Annotated in this window: 25 protein-coding genes; all 25 read right to left on the reverse strand. The window is 47.6% G+C overall.

Annotated elements, in window-relative coordinates; translation table 11 throughout:
* Positions 1-20: 20 nt before the first annotated feature.
* A complete protein-coding gene (fabZ, locus tag NSS95_RS15660; protein ID WP_014096778.1) occupies positions 21-446 on the reverse strand; it encodes a 3-hydroxyacyl-ACP dehydratase FabZ in 426 nt (141 codons plus the stop codon).
* Between the two features lie 127 nt (positions 447-573).
* Entirely contained in the window at positions 574-1404 is an 831-nt protein-coding gene (locus NSS95_RS15665) for a flagellar hook-basal body protein (RefSeq protein ID WP_014096777.1), read from the reverse strand.
* Between the two features lie 27 nt (positions 1405-1431).
* Positions 1432-2220, reverse strand: coding sequence for a flagellar hook-basal body protein (locus tag NSS95_RS15670; RefSeq protein ID WP_014096776.1), 789 nt, complete (start codon positions 2218-2220; stop codon positions 1432-1434).
* Positions 2221-2258: 38 nt separating this feature from the next.
* Positions 2259-3260: a rod shape-determining protein gene (locus NSS95_RS15675; protein ID WP_014096775.1), complete on the reverse strand. Its 1002-nt coding sequence runs from the start codon at positions 3258-3260 to the stop codon at positions 2259-2261.
* Positions 3261-3688: 428 nt separating this feature from the next.
* Positions 3689-5104: an ISLre2-like element ISBco6 family transposase gene (locus tag NSS95_RS15680; protein ID WP_340713910.1), complete on the reverse strand. Its 1416-nt coding sequence runs from the start codon at positions 5102-5104 to the stop codon at positions 3689-3691.
* Positions 5105-5481: 377 nt separating this feature from the next.
* Positions 5482-5748: a sporulation transcriptional regulator SpoIIID gene (gene spoIIID, locus NSS95_RS15685; protein WP_014096774.1), complete on the reverse strand. Its 267-nt coding sequence runs from the start codon at positions 5746-5748 to the stop codon at positions 5482-5484.
* 328 nt (positions 5749-6076) lie between these two features.
* Positions 6077-6847, reverse strand: a complete 771-nt coding sequence (locus tag NSS95_RS15690; RefSeq protein WP_014096773.1) for a M23 family metallopeptidase — start codon at positions 6845-6847, stop codon at positions 6077-6079.
* 82 nt (positions 6848-6929) lie between these two features.
* Positions 6930-7940, reverse strand: a complete 1011-nt coding sequence (spoIID, locus tag NSS95_RS15695; protein ID WP_017550311.1) for a stage II sporulation protein D — start codon at positions 7938-7940, stop codon at positions 6930-6932.
* A gap of 396 nt (positions 7941-8336) precedes the next feature.
* Positions 8337-9650: a UDP-N-acetylglucosamine 1-carboxyvinyltransferase gene (gene murA / locus NSS95_RS15700; protein WP_014096771.1), complete on the reverse strand. Its 1314-nt coding sequence runs from the start codon at positions 9648-9650 to the stop codon at positions 8337-8339.
* A 32-nt stretch (positions 9651-9682) separates the two neighbouring features.
* Complete coding sequence (locus NSS95_RS15705; protein ID WP_061577332.1) at positions 9683-10423, reverse strand: YwmB family TATA-box binding protein; 741 nt, start codon at positions 10421-10423, stop codon at positions 9683-9685.
* 232 nt (positions 10424-10655) lie between these two features.
* Positions 10656-10892 carry a DUF1146 family protein gene (locus NSS95_RS15710; protein WP_014096769.1) on the reverse strand — a complete coding sequence of 79 codons (237 nt, stop codon included), beginning with the start codon at positions 10890-10892 and terminating at the stop codon, positions 10656-10658.
* Between the two features lie 133 nt (positions 10893-11025).
* Positions 11026-11436, reverse strand: coding sequence for a F0F1 ATP synthase subunit epsilon (locus NSS95_RS15715; RefSeq protein WP_014096768.1), 411 nt, complete (start codon positions 11434-11436; stop codon positions 11026-11028).
* Between the two features lie 22 nt (positions 11437-11458).
* Positions 11459-12880 (reverse strand): F0F1 ATP synthase subunit beta, encoded by a 1422-nt coding sequence (atpD, locus tag NSS95_RS15720; protein ID WP_014096767.1) that lies wholly within the window; start codon positions 12878-12880, stop codon positions 11459-11461.
* Positions 12881-12955: 75 nt separating this feature from the next.
* Positions 12956-13813: an ATP synthase F1 subunit gamma gene (atpG, locus tag NSS95_RS15725; protein WP_014096766.1), complete on the reverse strand. Its 858-nt coding sequence runs from the start codon at positions 13811-13813 to the stop codon at positions 12956-12958.
* Positions 13814-13959: 146 nt separating this feature from the next.
* Positions 13960-15474, reverse strand: a complete 1515-nt coding sequence (atpA, locus tag NSS95_RS15730; protein ID WP_014096765.1) for a F0F1 ATP synthase subunit alpha — start codon at positions 15472-15474, stop codon at positions 13960-13962.
* 23 nt (positions 15475-15497) lie between these two features.
* Positions 15498-16034 (reverse strand): F0F1 ATP synthase subunit delta, encoded by a 537-nt coding sequence (locus NSS95_RS15735; RefSeq protein ID WP_014096764.1) that lies wholly within the window; start codon positions 16032-16034, stop codon positions 15498-15500.
* Entirely contained in the window at positions 16031-16552 is a 522-nt protein-coding gene (atpF, locus tag NSS95_RS15740; protein WP_014096763.1) for a F0F1 ATP synthase subunit B, read from the reverse strand. The genes NSS95_RS15735 and atpF overlap by 4 nt, the downstream gene beginning before the upstream one ends.
* Before the next feature lie 183 nt (positions 16553-16735).
* The gene (atpE, locus tag NSS95_RS15745) at positions 16736-16948 is read right to left on the reverse strand and encodes a F0F1 ATP synthase subunit C (RefSeq protein ID WP_026104500.1); all 213 of its coding nucleotides are present in this window, start codon (positions 16946-16948) and stop codon (positions 16736-16738) included.
* A 65-nt stretch (positions 16949-17013) separates the two neighbouring features.
* Positions 17014-17730 (reverse strand): F0F1 ATP synthase subunit A, encoded by a 717-nt coding sequence (gene atpB / locus NSS95_RS15750; protein ID WP_014096761.1) that lies wholly within the window; start codon positions 17728-17730, stop codon positions 17014-17016.
* 16 nt (positions 17731-17746) lie between these two features.
* On the reverse strand, positions 17747-18121 hold the full coding sequence (locus tag NSS95_RS15755; protein WP_014096760.1) for an ATP synthase subunit I: 375 nt from the start codon (positions 18119-18121) through the stop codon (positions 17747-17749).
* Between the two features lie 491 nt (positions 18122-18612).
* A complete protein-coding gene (gene upp / locus NSS95_RS15760; RefSeq protein ID WP_061577331.1) occupies positions 18613-19242 on the reverse strand; it encodes a uracil phosphoribosyltransferase in 630 nt (209 codons plus the stop codon).
* Positions 19243-19491: 249 nt separating this feature from the next.
* On the reverse strand, positions 19492-20736 hold the full coding sequence (gene glyA / locus NSS95_RS15765) for a serine hydroxymethyltransferase (protein ID WP_061577330.1): 1245 nt from the start codon (positions 20734-20736) through the stop codon (positions 19492-19494).
* Between the two features lie 135 nt (positions 20737-20871).
* Entirely contained in the window at positions 20872-21435 is a 564-nt protein-coding gene (locus tag NSS95_RS15770) for a TIGR01440 family protein (protein WP_014096756.1), read from the reverse strand.
* Positions 21436-21449: 14 nt separating this feature from the next.
* The gene (rpiB, locus tag NSS95_RS15775) at positions 21450-21890 is read right to left on the reverse strand and encodes a ribose 5-phosphate isomerase B (RefSeq protein ID WP_014096755.1); all 441 of its coding nucleotides are present in this window, start codon (positions 21888-21890) and stop codon (positions 21450-21452) included.
* A gap of 268 nt (positions 21891-22158) precedes the next feature.
* On the reverse strand, positions 22159-23448 hold the full coding sequence (locus tag NSS95_RS15780) for a methyl-accepting chemotaxis protein (RefSeq protein ID WP_061577327.1): 1290 nt from the start codon (positions 23446-23448) through the stop codon (positions 22159-22161).
* Positions 23449-23450 lie beyond the last annotated feature (2 nt).

A 23450-nucleotide genomic window follows, 5' to 3' on the forward strand; every position in this document is an offset into this window, starting at 1 on the left:
AGCGGCCTGGTGCCCCGTCTTTATTTTTCAAGCGCAAACATGATTTCCGCTTCACAGGCAAGCTCCCCGTCGACGGTGGCAACCGCTTTGCCTTTTCCGACCGGCCCTTTCAAGCGGATGATTTCCACTTCGAGATGAAGCTGGTCTCCCGGTTTCACCTGGCGTTTAAACCGGCATTTGTCAATCCCTGCAAAAAGCGCAAGTTTCCCGCGGTTTTCTTCCTTTTTTAACATGGCGACAGCGCCCACTTGTGCGAGCGCCTCCACAATCAATACACCCGGCATGACCGGATAGGACGGGAAGTGGCCGGCAAAAAAGGGTTCATTTCCAGATACATTTTTGATTCCAACCGCACGTTTTCCTTCTTCCACTTCAAGAATACGATCAATCAATAAAAAAGGATAACGATGCGGGAGAATGTCTTTAATTTGTTGCAAATCCAACATTGGCAAAAATCCTCCATTTTCAGTTTCAATCCGGGAGCGAACAAGGCGGGGGCAGGATCCAAACAGCTGCCTTCCCCGGGATCCGCCTTAAAGTGCAAGACAGCTGTTTTCCGTAAAAAACGAATCATCAGGAACGGATGTTATTTACAAGGCCCATCATCTGGTCGGACAATGTAATCGTCTTTGACTGGAACTGATACAACCGTTCTGTTTTCGTTAGCTCCGTTATTTCAGTGGAAAGGTCGACATTCGATTTTTCAAGCACGCCCTGCTGCATAGAAATCTGGCTGCGGGTTGCACCTGTCAAATCTGTGTACACATTTGCCGCATTAACGTTTTGCGGCAGTCTCAGCAAGTTGTTCCCGACCTGTTCCAGCACTTGCGGATTGCGCATTTGGACAACGCCGAGGTTAAAGCTTTCCCGCGTGCCATCACTGTATGCCACCTGCAAGGTCCCGTTTGGCCTGATCGCGTAATCTGCTACATTGCCCCGAAATGTAATCATCGCGTTATGCTCATCCAGGACAGGGTTCCCGTTCGCATCAGTGAGCACACTTCTATTGTTTCCGAGCGGGGACACTTCCAATGCGCCATTGCGCGTAAATGCCACTTCATCACTGCCATTTGCCCGGGCAAGCACTTTTAAATACTGGTTTTCTTTTGTAAAGGCCATATCAAGGGCGCGTCCGGTATGTTCAAGTGCCCCCTGCGATGGGGAAATGACCGCTTGTGCCAGTTTTGCCCCCGTGCCGGTCCGGATGCCGTACGGCGTTTTTCTGCCTGTTTCTTTGGATGTATCCGGCTGGTTGTTGATTTGCTGGACGAGCAGATCGGTAAAGCTCGCCTGTTTGCTTTTATAGCCGTTTGTATCCACATTGGCAACATTATGGCTGATGGTATCGATTTTGTCCTGCAACTGCCTGAGCGTGTTCGTTGCTGTCAGCATGGATTGATTCATGGCGCTATTTCACCCTACCATTCTCCGTTATACTTTTCCTACGTCGTTTACGGCTTTGCCGAGGCTTGCATCATAAGCCTGCAGTACTTTTTGATTGGCTTCAAAAGAGCGGTAAGCACTCATCATATCTGTCATTGTTTTTGTCTCATCGACATTGGAAGATTCCAGGAAGCCCTGCTTGATTTGAAAGCCGTTTTGGCCTGCAGCCGGCAGCGCACCGTTATTCGCGAGCGTATATAAACCGTCGCCTGTTTTCTCAAGCTGTGCCGGATTTTGGGCGTAAGCAAGGCCGATCGTACCTGCATAGCGCCCGTTCTCCGTTACCGCGCCAGCCGCATCGACGGAAAAATCGGTTCCCCCTGTCCGAATCCGGCCCCCGTTTTCATCCAGCACATAATGGCCGGAAGCGGTCGTTAAATAGCCTTCCGGGTTTACCGTGAAATTCCCGTTCCGCGTATAGACTTCATGGCCGTTGCCATCATCGATGCGGAAGAACAGGCTCCCCTCCGGTGAAGCTTGATCGAATATGGCCAAATCGGTCCGGTTGCCTGTTTCTTCAAGGTCGCCCTGTTTAAAAAGCGGCAGTGTTTCCTGCATGTAAACACCGGTCGCAAGTGACCCGACCGATTTCACCACTTCGCCTGTTGTCCCGTTTTTATCCATATAACTGAGCAGCATTTTCGGGAAAGAGCGGATCGATGACTGGTCCGTTTTATATCCCGGCGTATCTGCGTTGGATAAATTATTGGCGAGCAAATCCGTTTTCCGCTGCTGGGCGATCATCCCGGAAGCCGCTGTATACAAACCCCGTAACATTGCCATTCACCTCGCTGGAGCATTCATCAAACGTTTGATTAAACGAGTTTTCTTTTTGAAATTTTATCGATATTTTCAAGCATGACGCCTGTTCCGATCGCTACAGAACTCATCGGATTTTCGGCAACAAGGACCGGTACTTTAATTTCTTCGGCAAGCAATTGGTCAATACCGTGCAAAAGGGCCCCACCGCCTGTTAAAATGACACCACGATCAATGATGTCGGCTGACAGTTCAGGAGGCGTTTTCTCCAAAACGTTTTTCGTGGCGTGGACAATGATGGATACGGATTCACGCAGCGCTTTTTCAATTTCAGCAGATTTAATCGTAATCGTCCGCGGCAAGCCGGAAACCATATCCCTGCCCCGGATGTCCATTTCTTCATTGCGGGCGCCCGGAAATACCGTGCCGATATTCATCTTGATATTCTCCGCCGTCCGTTCGCCGATCAGCAGTTTGTACTCCCGTTTTATATACTGCAGAATTTCATTGTCAAATTTGTCACCGGCCATTTTGATGGACGAGCTTGTCACGATGTCCCCCATCGATAGTACCGCAATATCCGTCGTGCCGCCGCCGATATCAACCACCATGTTCCCGCTCGGCTGGAAAATGTCCATGCCTGCACCGATGGCCGCCACTTTCGGTTCTTCTTCCAGGTAAACATTTTTCCCGCCGCTTTTTTCTGCTGCCTCGCGGATCGCTTTCTGCTCCACGCTCGTAATATTTGTCGGGCAGCAAATCAAAATGCGCGGTTTCGATAAGAATCCCTTTACATTCAGCTTGTTAATAAAATACCGCAGCATCGTTTCTGTTACGTCAAAATCGGCAATGACACCGTCTTTCAACGGGCGGATGGCGACTATATTGCCTGGTGTCCTGCCTACCATGCGGCGCGCTTCCTCCCCGACTGCGAGCACTTTATTGGCTGTTTTCTCAATCGCCACAACAGATGGCTCATTCAGCACAATTCCCTGGCCTTTTACGTGGATCAGTACATTCGCGGTACCCAAATCAATTCCGATATCCTTTGCAAACATGTATGTGCTCCTTCCTCATTTTTCAAACTTTTTTAGGACGATTTATCTATTCGAAGTCTATCATTGTCTGTTATCCCTGATTATTTATTTTAGCATATTTTTGCCGGGTTTCGGGATCATTTGTCAAATTTGTATGTGTCAAGTTTTTCTCGACAAGGTTTAAATATCGGGTATTCCAAGACACTCTTTTTGTACACTTTCGGCTACCGTGTTTTACTTGCTCGGTATAATTTTCGGAAAAGATGTAATATTTCCGTATAAAGATGGATAACGGGGATGTTGAGGCGCGCGAAATCCACTCGCTTTCCGCGGGCGGCCGGCGAGCCTCCTCGCTTGTACCTCGCTGCGGGGTCTCTCCTGGCTCGCTTTTCCCGCAGGAGTCTCGTGAATTTCGCGCGCCTCAACGATCAGTCCCCACTGAGCCAGGCTTAAAACGAAAGCTCTAATATTTTGCTTAAATGTCCCATTGCCGATGAACTGCTTGAATGCAGGGCAACTGATCCGTGCTTTACGCCCACTGACGGGCGTACAGGCTGCTTGAGTAGTTGAGACATCCTGATGGATTGTTTCAAGTTCCGTTGCTTTCTCTCGCTTCTTGAACGGTGTTTCAGATAGGCTTCTCTCAATGTCCCATTGAGTATGCCTTGTTTGATTTTCACCATGGCTTCTGCGCCAAGTTCACTCCAATGCATGCCCCTTTTTTTCATCCTGAAGGAGATATGCCTTTGATTCGATTCCATCGCTCCTAGGCCTCTCGCACCTTCCGGCACGTTTTTCACCCTGTCCCTCCAGTCAAAAATGCGGTCCCAGTTTTTCAAGATATACGAACGGAATTCCTTGATTTTCTTGAGAGCCTTTTTATCCGTCAAGGTGCTTTCGTGCGTATCCAAATATAACGTGAATTGGTCCAGGTCATGCGTTCTAATCGCTTTTCTAATTTGCTCCTTGATCTCGCTCTTTCCGCCCCCAAATGTCCTTATGATGGCTTGTGCAACGTGGTAGGTATCCAGCTGGTTGAGCACCGGAAATTCCGACTGTGAGAAAGCTGTTTGAAACCGTTCAGCTGTGTATCCCGCACCTCCATCACTGTTTGTAATGACATGCGTTTTTTCGAGGGAGTAGGTGTTGGCAGCTGTGGCTTGGACTTCATCCCAAAATGTCTGGATGGCTTCCGTTGTCATGATGACTGTGGGCTGACGCAGGGAGACCCTTTTACCATTGGTTTCCCATCCCTCATAGAGAATGGCGTGGTGGACTTCCATACTCTGTTTCTTTTTTAGTCCCCGAACGAATACACCATCTGCTTCAGAAAACAGGTAGTCTACCTTCTTCCCCTCAGGCAGGGAAACAGCTATTTCTAGCTCTTCTACAAGTGCCTTATCGGCTTCCGCCTGAGTTTTCCCTACGTGTTTTACCATGTTCCCTACAGTTGTGTGACTAAGACTCACTGCTGTCCACTCTTTTAAAATATCAGCTACTTCCCGATAGGTGTTCTCACTTGCCAACTCTGCCACCTTTAATTCCACTAACGGGCTATATCTCTGGTGGGGTACCAGCCCCAAGCATTCATCCAAGGGATAATGTGAGTTCCCTCTCTTATCACGCATTAATGAACGTTTAAAAGTCACACTTCCAAATAGAAACTGAACGCTTCTGTTATCACTCCGGCAGTACACCCAGCCCTCCTCTAACTTCTCCTGTTTAATTATTTTATCTAACTCTTCAAATATTTCCCCAACCCATTGTGTAAAAGCCTTCTGCATCAGAAGTTTAAGCTGTTCTTCAAATTCGATAAGACTCTTTGTATCCTTTAATAATCCAGCAATTATTGATATAATATCCATGGGAAGACCTCTCTCTCTAGATGTTCATCTTGAAGTGTACAATTAGATGATAGAGCGTCTTCCCATTTTTTTCCACTCATCTGCCCCGTCGAGTAAAATTTTACACATACGTCAAATTTTATTTTCGGGTATTTTTCAAGCGGGGTAAACGGAGGGGATTTTACAGGGGCCGGTCTTTCAAAAAAGCGGCTTCCGCATGGGTGTCCTTTTTAATTTTGCGACAGCTGTTTACCGGATGGAAGCAGCTGCGCACTGTCACCGGAATCGTTCCCCAAACCGATCCGGTCCGTAAAAAGAAGCAACCGCGCAATTCGATTGCTTCTTTCAGGGATCATGGAGCCCTCATGAGCCGGAAAGCGCTGCTAACGGTTTTGCTGTTATTCTGTGACTGGATACTCTTCTTTTTTATATTTTTGCTTCGTTGCTTCCCCTCCGCGCAAATGGCGGACAGATTTATGGTAATCGAGGATATCCTTTACCTCATTTGCCAGTTCCGGATTGATTTCCGGCAGCCTTTCCGTCAAATCTTTATGGACAGTACTTTTGGATACGCCAAACTCTTTCGCAATTACGCGAACTGTTTTCCTCGTCTCCACGATATACTTCCCAATCTTGATAGTCCTCTCTTTGATGTAATCGTGCACACTACTCGCCCTCCCCAAAAATTGGATGTGAGGCGTGTGAAATGAGACTCGCTGGATTCAATTTTGTACTGGGTCCCGCAGGCTGTTCATGCTTGCGGCAGAAAGTGAAGCCTTTCTGATGGTGCAGAATATAATCAAGTCTGTAGCGAAGATGTTCCCGTCATTAACGATTCCTCACCTCAAACACTCTCGCTTTTTTGTCAAGTTTGTAACAGTTTATTAGCTTGTGTACCATTTTATGCAAGAAACTGCTTTTTTACGGGAAGCAGGCGGAAAACATAAAAAAAGGACAGAGGTTTTCTGTCCTGTTTACAGCGCGGGCTGTGTTTTAATGACTTTTCTGGCTGGTTGATGTTTTTTCAGAAGACTGGCTTTGCTTAGACTGGCTGCTATCAGATGAAACTTCCGGCGTTTTGACGTCGCTGACCGTTTTATTGAAGTAGCCTTCCGGATTGACCGCTACATCATCTTTGCGGATTTCAAAATGAAGATGCGTCCCGGCTGCTTTGTTCAGCTCGCTCCGGCCGGCTTTTGCGATCGTTTGTCCTTGCTTAACCGTATCGCCTTCTTTCACCGCAATGTCTTTTACCGATTGGTATTCGGTCGTCACACCTTTGTCATGTTCGACTTCAATGACATTGCCCAAAACAGCGTCTTCCTGCACTTTTGTAACAGTGCCGCCCATTGCAGCGACAACGTCAAATGTTTTGCCATTTTTCATCGTAATGTCGACTCCCTGGTTCGGCTGGTACGTGTTGCCGTATACAACAAGTGCGGCTTCCTGGTCCTTGACGGAAGCATTCGCATCGTAAAACTTCTTCTCAATCGTGGCCAGTTCAGGTTTTTGTACCGGCATTCTGAAGTTTTCTACCGCTTTGTTTACTTCGATTGCTTCATTGCCGGATCCTTTCTGGCTGATGGATACATCGTTTTTAAATTTTTCTTTTGCCGAATGGGTTCCAAGCGACTGATACCAAATAATCCCTGTAATCAACAGCACCGCGCTTACTAAATAGATTGCCGGATAGACCCAGCGTTTTTTGAAGAAATTTTTTATGTTCTTTGGTTGAGAAGGCCGTTTCTTTTCTTCCTCTCTCATTTATCATCACCTCAGCAACCATTCTGAACATTTCTTCATTTGTTTATACATCAAGTTTAAAAAATTTTTGTCTCGAAAGGGGTTATTTTTTTGCTAGGGCGCCGGCTCCGGCAATTTGGCTGAATGGCTGAACCGTGACGCCTTGATAATAATACGCCACAATCGCTTTATAATCTTTCCCTTCCTGTGCCATGCCGTTTGCCCCGTACTGGCTCATGCCGACGCCGTGCCCGTATCCTTTCGTTGTAATTTCAATTTCATTTCCTTTTCTTTCCCATGTAAAATCTGAAGAAGGCAGCCCCAGCTTTTCCCTCACCTGCCTGCCGGTGAAAACTTTGCCGGCAATTTTGATTTTCGCCACTCTTTTTCCTTCTGTCCTGGATAAGACGGTTCCCGTATCATTCGCTTGCATCCGGACCCCGAGTTTTTGTTCAAACGCCGTGACAGGGATGGATGTGACTTTCTTGAATTTTGGCGAGGTTTGATCCCACGGGCTTTTCACGCTTTTTAAATATGGAACGGCATTGGACCAGTAATCGCCGGCATTTTCTGTGTAACCGTTGCTGGTTGAGAAAAACGCTGCATCGATCGGCTTGTTATGGTAAGTGATAATTTCGCCTTCTGTTGCAGCGACCGCTTTGTTGATTTTCTCCATTTTTTCCTGATACGCTTTCCCCCAAACGTTTTTCAGTTCATCCCGGCTCAAATATACCTGGTCGTTGACCGTATCTGTCACATTGGCATTATCCGGCAAATCCCTGTTTCCGCCATTTAACATCCGGTTGACGATGAAAGTGCGGGCAGTCAGTGCCTGGGCTTTTAATGCCTCAAGTTTAAACGTTGCAGGCATTTCAGCTGCGACCACGCCTGCAACATAGTCTTCCATTGGCACGCGGTCAACCTTTTTCTCCATGCTTCTGTATACGGATACCTGGACGGATGCCGCTTTTTTCTCCTCCTTTGCCGGTTTTTTTTCATGCAATTTTCCGCTCACCTTGTCGTTGTGGAACGGAAGGACGACGAGGGCCGGAATAAGGAAGGAAAAGGCGAGTACGAGGATCGCTGCGACTACAACAGGTTTGATTGGTTTCATGCTGACGCCTCCATATGGTCGAAGTGGTGAAAAGCCTATACTCCAATTTATGGGACGGGACAAGCATTTATGATTAAAAATGCATGCTAGAACGTTGTGGGGGACAAGCACGGGGCAAGCATTTGCCGGCACTGAAAAAAAAGCCACCGAACCGTCCGGCGCGCTTATGGGCAAAGGAGGAGAGATGCACATCGGAAAAGTTGCGGGGCGCACGCTTGGGGCAGGAGAGAACGCACTGGCCGGCGTTTCAGCATAAACTGTTCAACAACTATATGAAAAATCAGGACCTATACGTTTGAAACCGGCCCGTTTTGTCCATAATGGGAACAGCGGCAGAAAAATGGCGAAAAAAAAAACCCTGCACATGGGGAATATGTACAGAGGTTTTTATACAAACTAGAGATTGGCGTCAGCAAGCAACTGATCTTGTTTTGCCGGCGCAACTTCCGCTTCATCGTCGACCCTTTCAATGTTGGCCCCAAGTGCAGCCAGTTTTAAATGAAAGTTCAAATAGCCGCGATCCAGATGTTTTAATTCGGTCACCCGGGTGATGCCTTTTGCCGCCAGCCCGGCAATAATTAAAGCGGCGGCTGCCCGCAGGTCTGTTGCGGCAACTTCAGCCCCCTGCAAATTGCACGGCCCGTTCACAATAACCGAACGCCCTTCTATTTTTAAATCCGCATTCATGCGCCGGAATTCTTCCACATGCATGAATCGGTTTTCAAATACCGTTTCCGTAATCACGCTCGTGCCTTCAGCACACAAAAGGAGCGCCATCATTTGCGACTGCATATCGGTCGGAAATCCCGGATAAGGCATTGTCTTGATGTCTACTGCCTTTAATGTTTCCGGGCCGATAACCCGGACGCCGTTCTCTTCTTCAATGATGGTTACACCCATTTCCTCCAGTTTTGCAATTAAGGAAGAAATATGCTCAGGTACCGCACCTTTTACCAACACATTTCCCTTTGTAATCGCAGCAGCAACCATAAATGTCCCTGCTTCAATTCTGTCCGGTATGATGGTATGATCAGCAGCATGCAGCTTCTCCACACCTTCGATCTTGATGGTTCCCGTGCCGGCACCTTTTACATTCGCGCCCATTTCATTCAGGAAATTGGCAAGATCCACAATTTCAGGTTCTTTTGCACAGTTTTCAATGACCGTTTGTCCGTCAGCCAGCGATGCGGCCATCATAATATTCTGGGTTGCGCCGACGCTTGGAAAATCCATATATATTTTCGCGCCATGCAAGCGGCCGGATACCGACGCTTCAATAAAGCCGTTTCCCACATCTACTTTGGCGCCCATTGCTTCAAATCCTTTTAAGTGCAAGTCAATAGGGCGGGATCCGATGGCGCAGCCTCCCGGTAATGCGACCCTTGCTTTCCCGGTTCTTGCCAGTAACGGCCCCAGCACTAAAAAAGATGCCCTCATTTTGCGTACATATTCAAAAGGCGTTTCAATTGATAACTCCCTTGATGCATCTACAGTGATTTCATTCTCCAGAAACGTAACTTCAGCATTCAGGTGGCGCAGCACTTCACTGATTGTAAATACATCGGAGAGTTGTGGTACATCACGTATGATGCTTTTTCCTTCACTTGCCAATAACGATGCAGCGATCACAGGCAATACGGCATTCTTTGCGCCTTCCACTTGAACGGCGCCCTGAAGCCTGTTTCCGCCGCGGACGATGATCTTTTCCAAGAGTATTCCCCTCCGCGTCCATATTCTCTATATTAATATTCAATCGTAATGATGGGTGTGCCAATTACGACCGTTGTCTTACCGCTCAAACCGCTGTTTCGCAAACCGATTTGCACATTCATTTTCCGGTTTTTGGCATGGATATTTTCAGAAAACTTAGGCGAGTATCCGGAAACTGCATAAAAGTTCTTTTCTTCCATTGTTTCAGTTTCTTTCGCATCAAGACGTTTCAGCAGTTGTTCTTTTTTTTCATGTAACAAAACACGATCCATTTTATCACTGAATTCGCCTTTGATACAAGAGAAAACCATGGGCTTTTTCGTAAAAAGCGCTCGAGTGCGGGCAGATACCAGTTGATTGACTTTACGCATTTGCGCGCGGTCCCATCCTTTGCCATTCACTTCATAAATGATATACGAACCGTTTTCAGCATTTGATAGGGTCGACATCAATTTTACGGTTTCGACATAATGGCTTTTTTCCAGCTTGCCCGTGAGCACCTTCACATGCCTGTCCGTTTTTACCGACCAGTGCATTTCAGGGAATGTATCCTGCAATGTCTGCACTTTTTCGGCCCATTCCGGTTCGGACGGCGCCCTCAGGGGTTCTCTTGTATATAAAGACCATTCAGTGACTTTGCCGTTTAATTTTGCAATGGACGCCTGAAATAACTGCAATTGATCCGTAAAATTGGCCGCATCTGTCTTATTCCCCATGAAAATAAGTGTCAAACCTACAATTGCCAAAACCGGATATACAAATCGGAATTTCATCTTTGCGCTCCCCTCTCTCTTATTAAAAGTGTTAACAAGAGAGACGGCAGAAATACCAGGTAAAAGTCGTCAAGTTTTGACACCCTATACACTAGTATAATGAATTTTGTCAAAAAAGCATACCTAAATTGTATGCAACAGATGATTTTTTGGAAACAGGAAAAATGAACCATTTTCCAGCCTCAAAAGAACCAATCAATTGGAATTTTGAAACAATGCTTGACGACACCCGTCATTGGAACAGGAAATGCAGGCGCTGCGCCCACAGCAAATAATCAAGGAAAAAATTGCTGACGCTGTATCCGATTGCGACAGAAAGGAAAATATACAAGAGCCTTGCCTGGACAATGTGGTTTTTCTTTATGATCTTTTCAATGTGGACGGCTTGGAGGATCCAAAACGTCATGCCAATAAAAAATAAATTCACAAGGATGCTGAGCACTGCCTGCGTTCCGAATTCGGCTGTCATCTGTCCTCATTCCCTTCCTGTTTTAGTCCGTTCAGGCGCCTGCCCGGTAAATCAGCCGCTTAAAGAAAAACACCTTCCGAAAAAGCAGAAGGTGCCGTTATTTTGATCATAAAATGACAATATGGAAAAGCGGTTATCTGGAAAAGTGGCGGTAGACATCAATCCGGTTCATCGCGCGTTTTAACGCAAGCTCTGCCCGTTTAAAATCAACATCATCCTGATGGGACTGATGCAATCTTTTTTCTGCGCGCTGCTTTGCTTCTTCCGCCCGCCGGATGTCTATCTGTTCGGGGGTTTCGGCAGCCTGCGCCAGAATGGTCACTTGATTGGACCGTGTTTCCAAAATGCCGCCGCTCACTGCAACCACTTTTTCCTGGTCGCCGTTTTTAAACCGGACAACGCCGATATCAAGCGGCGCAACAAGCGGAACATGCCCGTACAGGATGCCGATCTCGCCGCTTTTGGCCTTTGCAATAACCATTTCTACTTCCGCATTGTATACCGGGCCGTCCGGAGTGACAACACTGGCTTCAAATGTCCTCATTTTGCTTCCTCCCGGTCCCGTATTATACTTTTACACCCATGGCTTCCGCTTTTTTCACAGCATCCTCGATCGTGCCTACGAGGCGGAAAGCATCTTCAGGAAGATGGTCGTATTTCCCTTCAAGAATTTCTTTAAAGCCGCGGACGGTTTCCTTAACCGGCACATAAGATCCAGGCTGGCCTGTGAATTGTTCCGCAACGTGGAAGTTTTGCGACAGGAAGAACTGGATGCGCCGAGCCCGCGCAACAATCATTTTGTCATCTTCGCTCAGTTCGTCCATCCCGAGGATCGCGATAATGTCCTGAAGCTCGCGGTAACGTTGCAATGTTTGCTGTACCTGGCGGGCAACATTGTAATGCTCTTCCCCGACAATTTCAGGGGACAATGCCCTTGATGTCGAAGCGAGCGGATCCACAGCAGGATAAATCCCCATTTCCGACAAACGCCGTTCAAGGTTTGTCGTCGCATCGAGGTGGGCAAATGTTGTGGCCGGAGCCGGGTCAGTATAGTCGTCAGCAGGTACGTAAATCGCCTGAATGGAAGTAATGGAACCTTTATTGGTCGACGTAATCCGTTCCTGCAGCTGACCCATTTCGGTTGCAAGGGTCGGCTGGTAACCTACGGCTGACGGCATACGGCCGAGCAGCGCAGAAACTTCAGAACCTGCCTGTGTGAAACGGAAAATATTATCGATAAAGAGCAATACGTCCTGCCCTTGCTCATCACGGAAATATTCAGCCATCGTCAGCCCTGTTAAAGCGACACGCATCCGTGCGCCAGGCGGTTCGTTCATTTGTCCGAACACCATCGCTGTTTTGGCAATAACGCCGGAATCTTTCATTTCGTAGTAGAGGTCGTTCCCTTCACGTGTCCGTTCTCCTACGCCGGCGAATACGGAAATACCGCCGTGTTCCTGTGCAACGTTGTTAATCAGTTCCTGGATTAACACGGTTTTGCCAACGCCGGCACCGCCGAACAAGCCAATCTTCCCACCTTTGATGTAAGGCGCCAAAAGGTCAACGACTTTAATGCCGGTTTCAAGAATTTCAACCTGCGTGGATAATTGCTCGAAAGAAGGCGCCGGTTTTTGGATCGGGTCGCGTCGCACATTGCCTTTCAGTTCGCCGTCAAGGTCAATGACTTCCCCGAGGACATTAAATACACGGCCAAGGGTTGCTTCCCCTACCGGTACAGAGATCGGCGCACCTGTGTCCACCACTTCCATGCCGCGGCGGATGCCGTCTGTGGAAGCCATCGCAATCGTGCGGACGGCATCATCGCCCAGGTGTAATGCAACTTCCAGTGTGACATTGATATCCACTTCATTGGCATTTTTTGCTTTATAATTGATTTTTAATGCGTTATAAATATCAGGGAGCTGACCATTTTCAAACTTTACGTCAACTACCGGACCCATTACTTGCAGAACGTGTCCAATGCTCATACTGTTCCCTCCTAACTTGCTTGATGGCACATGCCCGTTCCGTTTCGACAAAAGAGCGGTTTGCCAAAACGGAAATTATTCCAGTGCAGCTGCTCCACCGACAATTTCCGTAATTTCCTGTGTGATGGATGCCTGGCGGGCACGGTTATATGTCAATGTCAACGAGTCGATTAATTCAGTTGCATTGTCCGTCGCATTTCTCATTGCAGTCATGCGTGCCGCGTGTTCACTTGCTTTGCTGTCCAGCAGTGCGCCGTAAATGAGGCTTTCTGCGTATTGCGGCAGCAAAACACTCAGGATTTCTTCTGCAGACGGTTCAAATTCATAGGAAATGAGCCGGTTTGTCGTCGTTACATCCGTAAGCGGCAGCAGCCTTTTTTCCGTCACATCCTGGCTAATGGCGCTGACAAAATGGTTGTAATACAAATACAACTCATCAAATGTCCCGTCTTCATACATCGCGACCGTTTTCTTTGTAATATTTTCGATATCCTGGAATGTCGGATGGTCAGACAGGCCGACAATCTGCAGCACAACATTCATCTTTAGACGCCTGAAAAATTCGTATCCTGTACGGCCGATAACAATAATCGCATATTCATCATCAGATTGATGGCGTTCCCGAATGGTCTGGGTTACAAGCCTTAAAACGTTGCTGTTAAAAGCGCCGGCCAGTCCGCGGTCAGATGTGATCACGAAATAACCGGTCCTTTTAACCGGGCGGGAAACAAGCATCGGATGCCGGACGCCGCCTGTCCCCTGGGAAATGCTGACCACTACATCCTGCATTTTCTCCATATAAGGGACAAATGATTTGGCGGACAATTCCGCACGGTTCAGTTTTGCAGCCGACACCATCTGCATGGCCTTCGTAATCTGGCTTGTTTTCTGCGTAGAGTTGATCCGGTTTTTTATATCGCGTAAGGATGCCACTTCACTTCACCACCCTTGTGAGTTAATCAGGATTCCAATCCCGGATTGAAATCCTTTGTCTTATCCGGCCCGTTTGCCCCGGGATGATGCTACAGTGAAAAAAGAACGCATGCTGCATAAGGGTAACGGGGTTCTCTGTCCAATTATTATTGCTGTTCAGATGCTACGAAGGTCTTTTTAAAGGCTTGAATAGCTTCTTTCATTTTTTCATCGTCAGGAAGATTTCCGGTTGTACGGATTTCTTCGAGCAGGGATGCCCGGTTCTGGTCCAGCCAGTCATAAAGTTCCGATTCAAAACGGAGAATGTCTTCCACTGGAATATCGTCCAGCAACCCTTTTGTTAATGCATACAGGATGCATACTTGTTTTTCCACTTTGATTGGCTTGTTCAGATCCTGCTTCAATACTTCAACCGTACGCTGCCCGCGTGCCAGTTTTGCCTGGGTGGCTTTATCCAGATCCGACCCGAATTGGGCAAATGACTCAAGTTCACGGTAAGATGCCAGGTCAAGACGCAGTGTACCGGAAACTTTTTTCATTGCCTTGATTTGTGCGGCACCGCCGACGCGGGATACGGATAACCCTGCATTGATCGCCGGACGGACACCTGAGAAGAACAAGTCGGACTGCAGGAAGATCTGCCCGTCTGTAATCGAAATCACGTTTGTCGGGATGTAAGCCGAAATATCGCCGGCCTGTGTTTCAACGAACGGCAATGCAGTCAATGAACCTCCGCCTTTTGCATCGCTTAATTTGGCAGCACGTTCAAGCAGGCGGGAGTGCAAGTAGAATACATCGCCAGGATAGGCTTCACGGCCCGGCGGACGGCGCAAGAGCAAGGAAAGTTCACGGTAAGCAACAGCCTGTTTGGATAAGTCATCATATACAACAAGCACGTGTTTTCCGTTGTGCATGAATTCTTCACCCATCGCAACACCGGCATACGGAGCCAGGTATTGAAGAGGCGCCGGTTGTGAAGCGGAAGCCGTTACCACAATCGTATAATCCAAAGCTCCGAATTTGCGGAGCGTTTCAACTGTACCGCGGACGGTCGATTCTTTCTGGCCGATCGCAACATAAATACAAATCATGTCCTGGTCTTTTTGGTTTATAATCGTATCAATCGCAATGGTTGTTTTACCGGTTTGGCGGTCGCCGATAATCAATTCCCGCTGTCCGCGGCCGATCGGCACAAGTGCATCGATCGCCTTAATCCCCGTTTGCAGCGGTTCGCTTACCGATTTCCGGTCCATTACGCCAGGCGCTCTTGATTCAATCGGGCGGGTTTTCGTTGTGTTGATGGGTCCGAGCCCGTCAACCGGCTGGCCGAGCGGGTTGACGACACGACCGATCAGTTCCTCCCCGACCGGCACCTGCATGATCCGGCCTGTACGCCTTACTTCATCGCCTTCATGGATTTCGCGGTAAGGACCGAGAATAATGATCCCGACATTACTTTCCTCAAGGTTCTGCGCAAGCCCCATGACGCCGTTGGAAAATTCCAGCAGTTCCCCGGCCATCGCCTGGTCAAGACCGTGTGCACGTGCAATCCCGTCACCGACTTCGATAACGGTACCGACATCGCTCACTTCAATTTCAGACTGGTAATTTTCAATCTGTTTTTTTATCAGCAAGCTGATTTCTTCAGCCTTAATGCTCATAAATCCAGCACCTCATTTCTCACTTAACTGATTAATGTTTTTTCAAGCCGTTCCAATTTTCCGCGCAAACTGCTGTCAAAAATAGAGTTTCCAATTCTGATTTTTAATCCGGCTAGCAGACCGTCATCCACGATATTCTCAATGTTTAAAGACAGCTTTCCGACTTTTTTGGCAAATACTTCGGATATCGCTTTGCTCTCGTCTGCAGAAAGCGGGCGGGCAGAGTAGACAAGTGCATCTGCAATGCCGCGTTCATCATTCACCCGTTCAATAAAAGCACGGCACACCCTAGGAATGAGCTCGTCCCTGTGCCGCTCAGTCAAGAGCAACAACAAATTCAAAGTGAAAGTGGATAATCCGGAAAAAATGTTTTTAAGGATTTCTTGTTTCTTTTCTATCGTCAATTTCGGAGATTTAAGGAGCTTTCGGAACGGTTCGTTTTCCTCAAAAACCTCTTTTACCGCCCGGACTTCTTTTTCGATCTCTTGAAGCTGCCCGTGCTCTTTTGCAAGCTCGAAAAGTGCCGAAGCGTACCGTTTTTCTACCGCCTCATTACTCATTTCATTTCTCCTGCCTCTTTAATAGAATCGAGTATGAATTTCTCGTGGTCTTTCTCGGAAATTTCTTTTTCAATCACTTTAGAGGCAATCATCACGGACAAGGATGCTACCTGTTCACGCAAAGCAGCAACAGCTTTTGCTTTTTCCTGTTCGATTTCAACTTTGGCTGCATCTTTCATGCGTTCTGCTTCCTGACGCGCTGTTGCAACGATATCATCATGCTGCACTTCTGCTTGTTTCCTTGCGTTTTCAATTAAATTCTGACCTTCAACGCGTGCTTCTTTCAGCAACTTGCGCTGTTCTTCCAAAAGCTTGGCTGCTTCTTCGCGGTTTTTTTCCGCCGTTTCAATTTCTTTTGCAATATGTTCCTCACGTTTCCTCATCATTTCGACAAGAGGACCGTAAGCAAATTTTTTCAATAGCAGAAGCAACACAACAAAGATGATGGCCTGGAATAAAATATCGCCTGTGTTGAGCTTCCCTAGCACAAATCCGAGTACTAAATCAGTCTGGGACACCCGGGTTCACTCCCTTCCACACGTTCTTAAAACATTCTTTCGCACCCTTTACCAAAAAAGAAGCAAAATGGTTCAAAGAAGATGGCCTTGAACCGCTCAAAACAAAAGCCACAACGATTCTTGGCTAAATCATAAAGGAAAGGCGAAGGTTTCTTAGAATCCGCTTCGCCGTCAACATTTTCCTTATCTTCCCAGTGCAATAAATGCGATAACAACCGCAATGATAGGAAGAGCTTCAACTAAGCCGATGCCGATAAACATTGTTGTCTGCAAAAGGCCGCGTGCTTCTGGCTGCCTTGCAATCCCTTCAACTGTACGACCGACAATAAGGCCGTTACCAATACCGGCGCCCAATGCTGCCAAACCAACTGCGATTGCTGCTGCAAGAATACCCAAACTCATGATAAGATTTCCTCCTTTGGAATATATAAATAGGTGATTTTTCAAAAATATAGAAATGGTTATTCCTCATGGGCAATCCTATGAGAAATATAAACCATTGTTAACATGGTAAAGATATATGCCTGGATCGTGCCGACAAAAATAGAAAATCCTTGCCATACAAGGGTCGGAATAATTGCTCCGATTGTCCCCCAAATGTTTGTATGCATCGCCAAAGTGCCCGCAAGCAGCGACAGCAACACTTCGCCGGCATAAATATTCCCATAAAGCCGGAGCCCTAATGTTAATGTGTTGGCAAACTGTTCGATCAGGTTAATCGGGACCAGAAACCATAACGGTTCAGCATAGCTTTTCAGATATCCGCCAAACCCCCTCTTTTTGACACCGTAAAAGTGGGACAGGCCCATGACCAGAACAGCCAGCGTAAGGGTAACAACCGGGTCGGAAGTAGGTGACTTCCACCAGGAATAATGGTCATAAACAACCATAAACGGCAATCCAAGCATATTGGAAACAAAGATATACATGATCAGTGTTAGACCCAGAATGTGAAAGACGCCGCCGGTTTTCCAGTCCATATTGCTTTTAATGATCCCTCTTACAAAATCCATGACCCATTCCATAAAATTCTGCATGCCTGTAGGTTTCAACGCCAACTTTCTTGTTGAGATGACCGCAATGATGAACACGATCAATGATGAGACAGTAATCATCATGACGTTGGACAGGTTAAAATACAACCCCATGAATTCAACTATCGGTTGCTTATGTTCCACCGAAACTCACCTCACTTTACTTTTTTCTTTGTTGAAGCAAACCTACAAAAAAATCTATCATAATGACCAGATAAGATGTCATTACGCCAATCACTACAGCTAAAAGATGAAACAAATCCGGAAAACGGAGCGCCACCGCCACCGCGAGGACAGCAGTCGCCATTCTCATCCCGGTACCGAGCGAGACCCTTTTTTTGCCTGAGGAAACATCGGTAACCGCCAATGTTTTCTTCACCATAAGCCATAAGTTAAAGAGGCTAACAGCTGTGCCAAGCAAAAGCCCGAGGAAAACAGAGCGGCAACCGGGAAACATCGCCCCCGTCAAATAAAGGCACAAAAGAATCACCAAATACTTGCGCAGCCTTTTGTAGATACGTAGAAGTTCCGGCATGCCTTAAACACTCCTGACAAGGGACGCCGATCAATTGCAGCACAGCAGGAAAGCGGTATGTCACTTCACCTGGCAAATCGCAACATTCTTAACCAAAACTCACAATTTGTTAAGGTTACGAGTAGCCTGCAGCTCCGGCTTTACTGGTTTTTCAGATTTCCGGCATATAAATAGTAGAATCCCAACCATATGAAAACCTTCTCATTATGTACACTTTTTTAGCATACAATAGCGCTTATCCAATGTCAATAGGAGTTTCCTTGATATAGTCATTAGAACTTGTTTTTTCGAGAAAAGGTCATCCCGCCTCCCGAAATAGGAAGGAAACGCCTGCACTGGCGTAAGCTTGCGCCCTTTTTCCAATCGTTTACATACCTGGCATTCATCTATATACCGAAAACATACCGTTATTATAGACCCTTTTTATTTTTTTACCAGCCTGTTTCTGCAGGGTTAACAAAATTGTAAAACACGAAGCGCATCCATACATTTTATTTTGTTCCAAACAGGCGGTCCCCCGCATCTCCGAGGCCCGGCACAATATACCCTTGCTCATTCAGCTTCTCATCAAGGGCTGCTGTATAAATATCAACGTCCGGATGGGCTTTCTGTACGGCTTTCACACCCTCAGGGGATGCAATCAGGCACATGAATTTAATGTTTTTTGCGCCTCGCTGTTTTAAAGACTGGATCGCATCCACGGCAGAACCGCCTGTAGCCAGCATCGGATCCACAATGATAAAATCACGTTCCTCTACATCGCTTGGAAGTTTTATGTAATATTCAACCGGCGTCAGTGTCTTCGGATCGCGGTACAGGCCGACATGTCCGACTTTCGCGGCCGGGATCAGTTTCCGCACGCCGTCGACCATGCCCAGGCCCGCACGCAGGATCGGGACAATGCCAATTTTTTTGCCGGTTAAAATTTTTGATTTTGCCTTGCAGACCGGCGTTTCAATTTCAATTTCTTCAAGCGGCATATCGCGGGTAATTTCAAATGCCATCAAAGTCGATACTTCGTCGACAAGTTCGCGGAATTCTTTTGTCCCCGTATGTTTATCGCGGATATACGTCAACTTGTGCTGGATCAGCGGGTGGTCAATGACATGAAGTGTGCTCAAATGAATTCTCTCCTTTAAAGGTTGGTATCAGGTTCGGCAAATGCTTACCCCAACCATTTTACACGAAAAAAGCGCCCAATCTCAAGGAAAGCCAAAAGAAAATCCTGAGGCCGGGCGAAAGGATCCAGCCCCGCGTTTTACGGGGCCATCCTGCTCAATTTTTTTGCCGGTTCTGACTCGAATTTGTTTTTATGCCACATTGGAAGCGGACCAGCCATCCGTCCGGAAAAAGCGGGATAAAACCCCTGCTTAGTTTTGGCCGGCGTACAGCGGAAAGCGTTCCGTAAGATGCTTGACGCGTCCTGCCGCTTCTTTTAAGACTGCTTCGTTATCCGGATTTTTCAATGCCGATCCGATAATGGATGCCACCTCATCCATTTCTTCCAGGCCGAATCCTCTTGTTGTGACTGCGGGCGTACCGATTCTGAGGCCGCTTGTCACAAACGGGCTTTCCGGATCATACGGAATCGTATTTTTATTGGCCGTAATGCCGATATCATCGAGCACTTTCTCCGCATCCTTCCCGGTAATGCCGAAAGAACGCAAATCAATGAGAATCAGATGATTATCTGTTCCACCGGATACAAGGTCAAATCCCTCTTTTTGGAGCCCTTCCGCCAGCCGTTTTGCGTTATCCACCACTTTTTGCGAATAGATTTTGAACCCGTCTGTAAGCGCCTCTCCAAAAGCGACGGCTTTAGCCGCAATCACATGCATAAGCGGGCCGCCCTGGATCCCCGGGAAAATCGATTTGTCCACTTTCTTTGCAAATTCCGCTTTGCATAAAATCATGCCGCCGCGCGGTCCCCGCAATGTTTTATGCGTTGTGGTCGTCACAAAATCCGCATACGGCACCGGGTTCGGATGTAACCCGCAAGCCACAAGCCCTGCAATATGCGCCATATCCACCATTAAATAGGCGCCGACTTCATCCGCAATTTCCCTGAACTTTTTAAAATCAATCGTGCGGGGGTATGCACTTGCACCGGCAACAATCAGTTTCGGCTTATGTACGCGCGCTTTTTCCAATACATCTTCATAATCAATATGCTGCGTTTCCTTATCCACACCGTATTCCACAAAATGGTACTGCATGCCGCTGAAATTGACCGGGCTGCCATGTGTCAAATGCCCGCCGTGGGACAAATTCATGCCAAGCACCGTATCGCCGTGCTCCAGAATGGTGAAATAAACCGCCATATTGGCCTGTGCGCCAGAATGCGGCTGGACATTGACATGTTCGGCACCAAAAAGCTGTTTTGCCCGCTCCCGCGCAAGGTCTTCCACAATATCCACATATTCGCATCCGCCGTAATAACGGTGCCCCGGATAGCCTTCCGCGTATTTATTGGTCAGAACGGAGCCTTGTGCTTCCATCACCGCTTCGCTGACAAAATTTTCGCTGGCAATGAGTTCAATCTTGTTTCTTTGCCGGTTCAATTCCTGCCGGATCGCCTCGTAAACTTCCTTGTCTTGATTTGCAATATGGCTCAATTCGGTACCCCCTCAAGATTGTTTTCATATTCTTTTTTATTTTACCATAATGCTTTGCAAAATTTGTCCATTTTTTTGACAGGAAGAAAAAAAACATGCCCCGCATACAACATGCAGGGCAGTATGGGTGGTCCCTTATTCCGGCTGTTCTTTTTCGTAAACCGCCCGCACGCCGCCGATCAGTTTCGGCCGCGTTTTGGCAAATGTAACATGGGCTTTTCCCAGCTCTTTTTCGGAAACCCTTACAGGTACGGCAACATGCTTTAAGTGCATGCCGATCAATGTATCCCCGATGTCGATGCCCGCGTCAGCCCGGATATATTCGACGACAACGGGATCTTCCATGTGAGCGTATGCATACGCAGCCATCGCGCCGCCCGCCTTCCGAACAGGCACGACCGTCACTTCTTCCCACCCCTTTTCATCGGCGAGCGAACGGTCAACCACAAGCGCCCGGTTCAGGTGTTCGCAGCATTGAAATGCCGGTTGGAATCCGAACTGGCGTGCAAACTTCTGTACACTGTCATAAATAATGGCGGCGACATCCATTGCCCCTGCTGTCCCGATTTTTTTCCCGGTTACTTCGGATGTCGAGCAGCCAACAACAAAAACCTGTCCTTTTTTCATTGGCACCTGCCGGAAAAATTCATCCAGCATGCGGTCCAACTGTTCTTCCAAACGTGCCGAATCTGATTGCAACAAAAACACCTCTGTTATTTTTGTTCATACTGCGCGATTTTCTCAATCCTGCGTGCATGACGGCCGCCTTCAAACGGCGTTCCGAGCCATTCTTTCACAATTTCACAGGCCAGCCCCGGCCCGATGACCCGCTCTCCCATGGCGAGGACATTGCTGTCATTATGGGCCCTTGTAGCCTTCGCGCTGAAGACATCATGTACAAGCGCGCAACGGATACCCTTTACTTTATTGGCGGAAATACACATCCCGATTCCGGTGCCACAAATGAGGATCGCACGGTCAAATTCCCCTTTTGCCACCTTTTCCGCAACCGGAAGCGCGTAATCCGGATAATCAACCGACCCTTCACAATCGCATCCGAAATCTTCGTAGGCAACACCCAGATCCTGAAGCAAACCGGCAATTTCCTGTTTAAGATGCTTACCGCCGTGGTCTGAAGCCAATGCCACTTTCATGTTCTTCCCCCTCCTTCATGCTTCTGATTCTATTGTGGCACAGAACGTCGAAAAAGAAAATAAAGCGTCTTAGAGGCCAGGTTCCATGGCTGTTAAAATTTCCGGCCCGTTTAAAACGTCCATCGTCCCCGGAAAAATGCCAGGCATACGGCCGCATGTTCCCGCATCTCCTCTTGTCTTGCGGGATTTCCCGGCACAAAACCTGAATTGCCGCGCTTCTTCCAGCCAAAACCGGTGCTCCCCGTCCAAAACCAGGCGGGCGAAAAACTCACCGGATATGAAAGCGGCGGGTGCTCCCTTTTAATTTCTCCGCATCCTGCTCGAGCTGCGCGATAAGCCTTTCAATCAATTCCATGTTCTGCGCCTGCTCATTTGTAATCGCCGTGACTTCTTTTGCCCCGGCAGAAGTCTGTTCGGTAATGGCCGCCACTTCCTGCGACTGGCTCGAAGCTTCGTGAATCGCATCCATTTGGTTCTTGGCCATACCGGCAATTTGATCAACTGCCCCCGCAACCAAATGGATTGATTCCGTCATTCTGTCCATCGCTTCATTGGCCTTTTGTCCTCTGTGCACTTCTTCATTGGCTTTTTGAACTTGTACAGCCATTTGTTCGACAACCCGTGTACCTTCCTGCTCAATGTGCTGGATCATCCCGGTAATGCCCTGAACGGCCTGGGCACTTTCATCCGCAAGCTTCCGGACCTCATTTGCGACCACCGCAAACCCGCGCCCGTATTCCCCGGCGCGTGCCGCTTCAATAGAAGCATTCAACGCCAGCAAATTGGTTTGTGCCGCGACTTCACCGACAAAAGAAATGATCCCCTCCACTTTCTTCGTTTCTTCCGCAAGATCCCGAACGGCTTCCAGCGAGATGGTATTTTCTTTTGCCAGATTTTCAACACCTGATATAAGTGAGTCCATTGTCTCTTTGCTCGTCTTTAATTCGCTCAGCATGTGATCAGAAGATTTTTTGCAAGTATCCGCTTTCCCGCGGACTTCGGATGCAAGCTGATAGGTTTTTTCAACGAGGTCAGCCGTAGATTGGGTGGCAGCCGCGGATTGCTCGGCGCCAAGTGAAATCTCTTCCACCGTCTTGTTTACATGTTCCGCCTGGCCCGCAGCCAGTGCCGTTTTCTCCGATATTTCCGACACACTTTCTTTGGTGCGTTCCACATTTTCATCAATTTGTTCAACCGTCTCCCGCAAATTGGAAAGCAAGGAATTGAAAGCCGCTGCGAGCGACTCAATTTCATCGCCCGATTTTGGCACGGGGACTTCATCTCTTAAATCCCCGCGGCTCGCTTTAAGGGCTGCATCTTCTAACTTGCGCATCGGGCCTGCAATCAGGAATGAACCGAAAAAGCTTAAAATCCCGGACCAGATAATCCCTAATGCAAGTGTAATGACAATAAACCACGGCAGCTTTATCCAGTCGGAAAAAAACGGATAAATAAGATAAATGAAAAGACCGCTTGCCGAATATGTAATAAAAGACAGCCCGGTTACGAACAATACAATTTTCTTCGTTAAACTGAATCTGTAGCTTCGCTTTTCCATCC

This window comes from Weizmannia sp. FSL K6-3076 (assembly GCF_038007245.1).
Lineage (GTDB): Bacteria > Bacillota > Bacilli > Bacillales > Bacillaceae_C > Weizmannia > Weizmannia faecalis.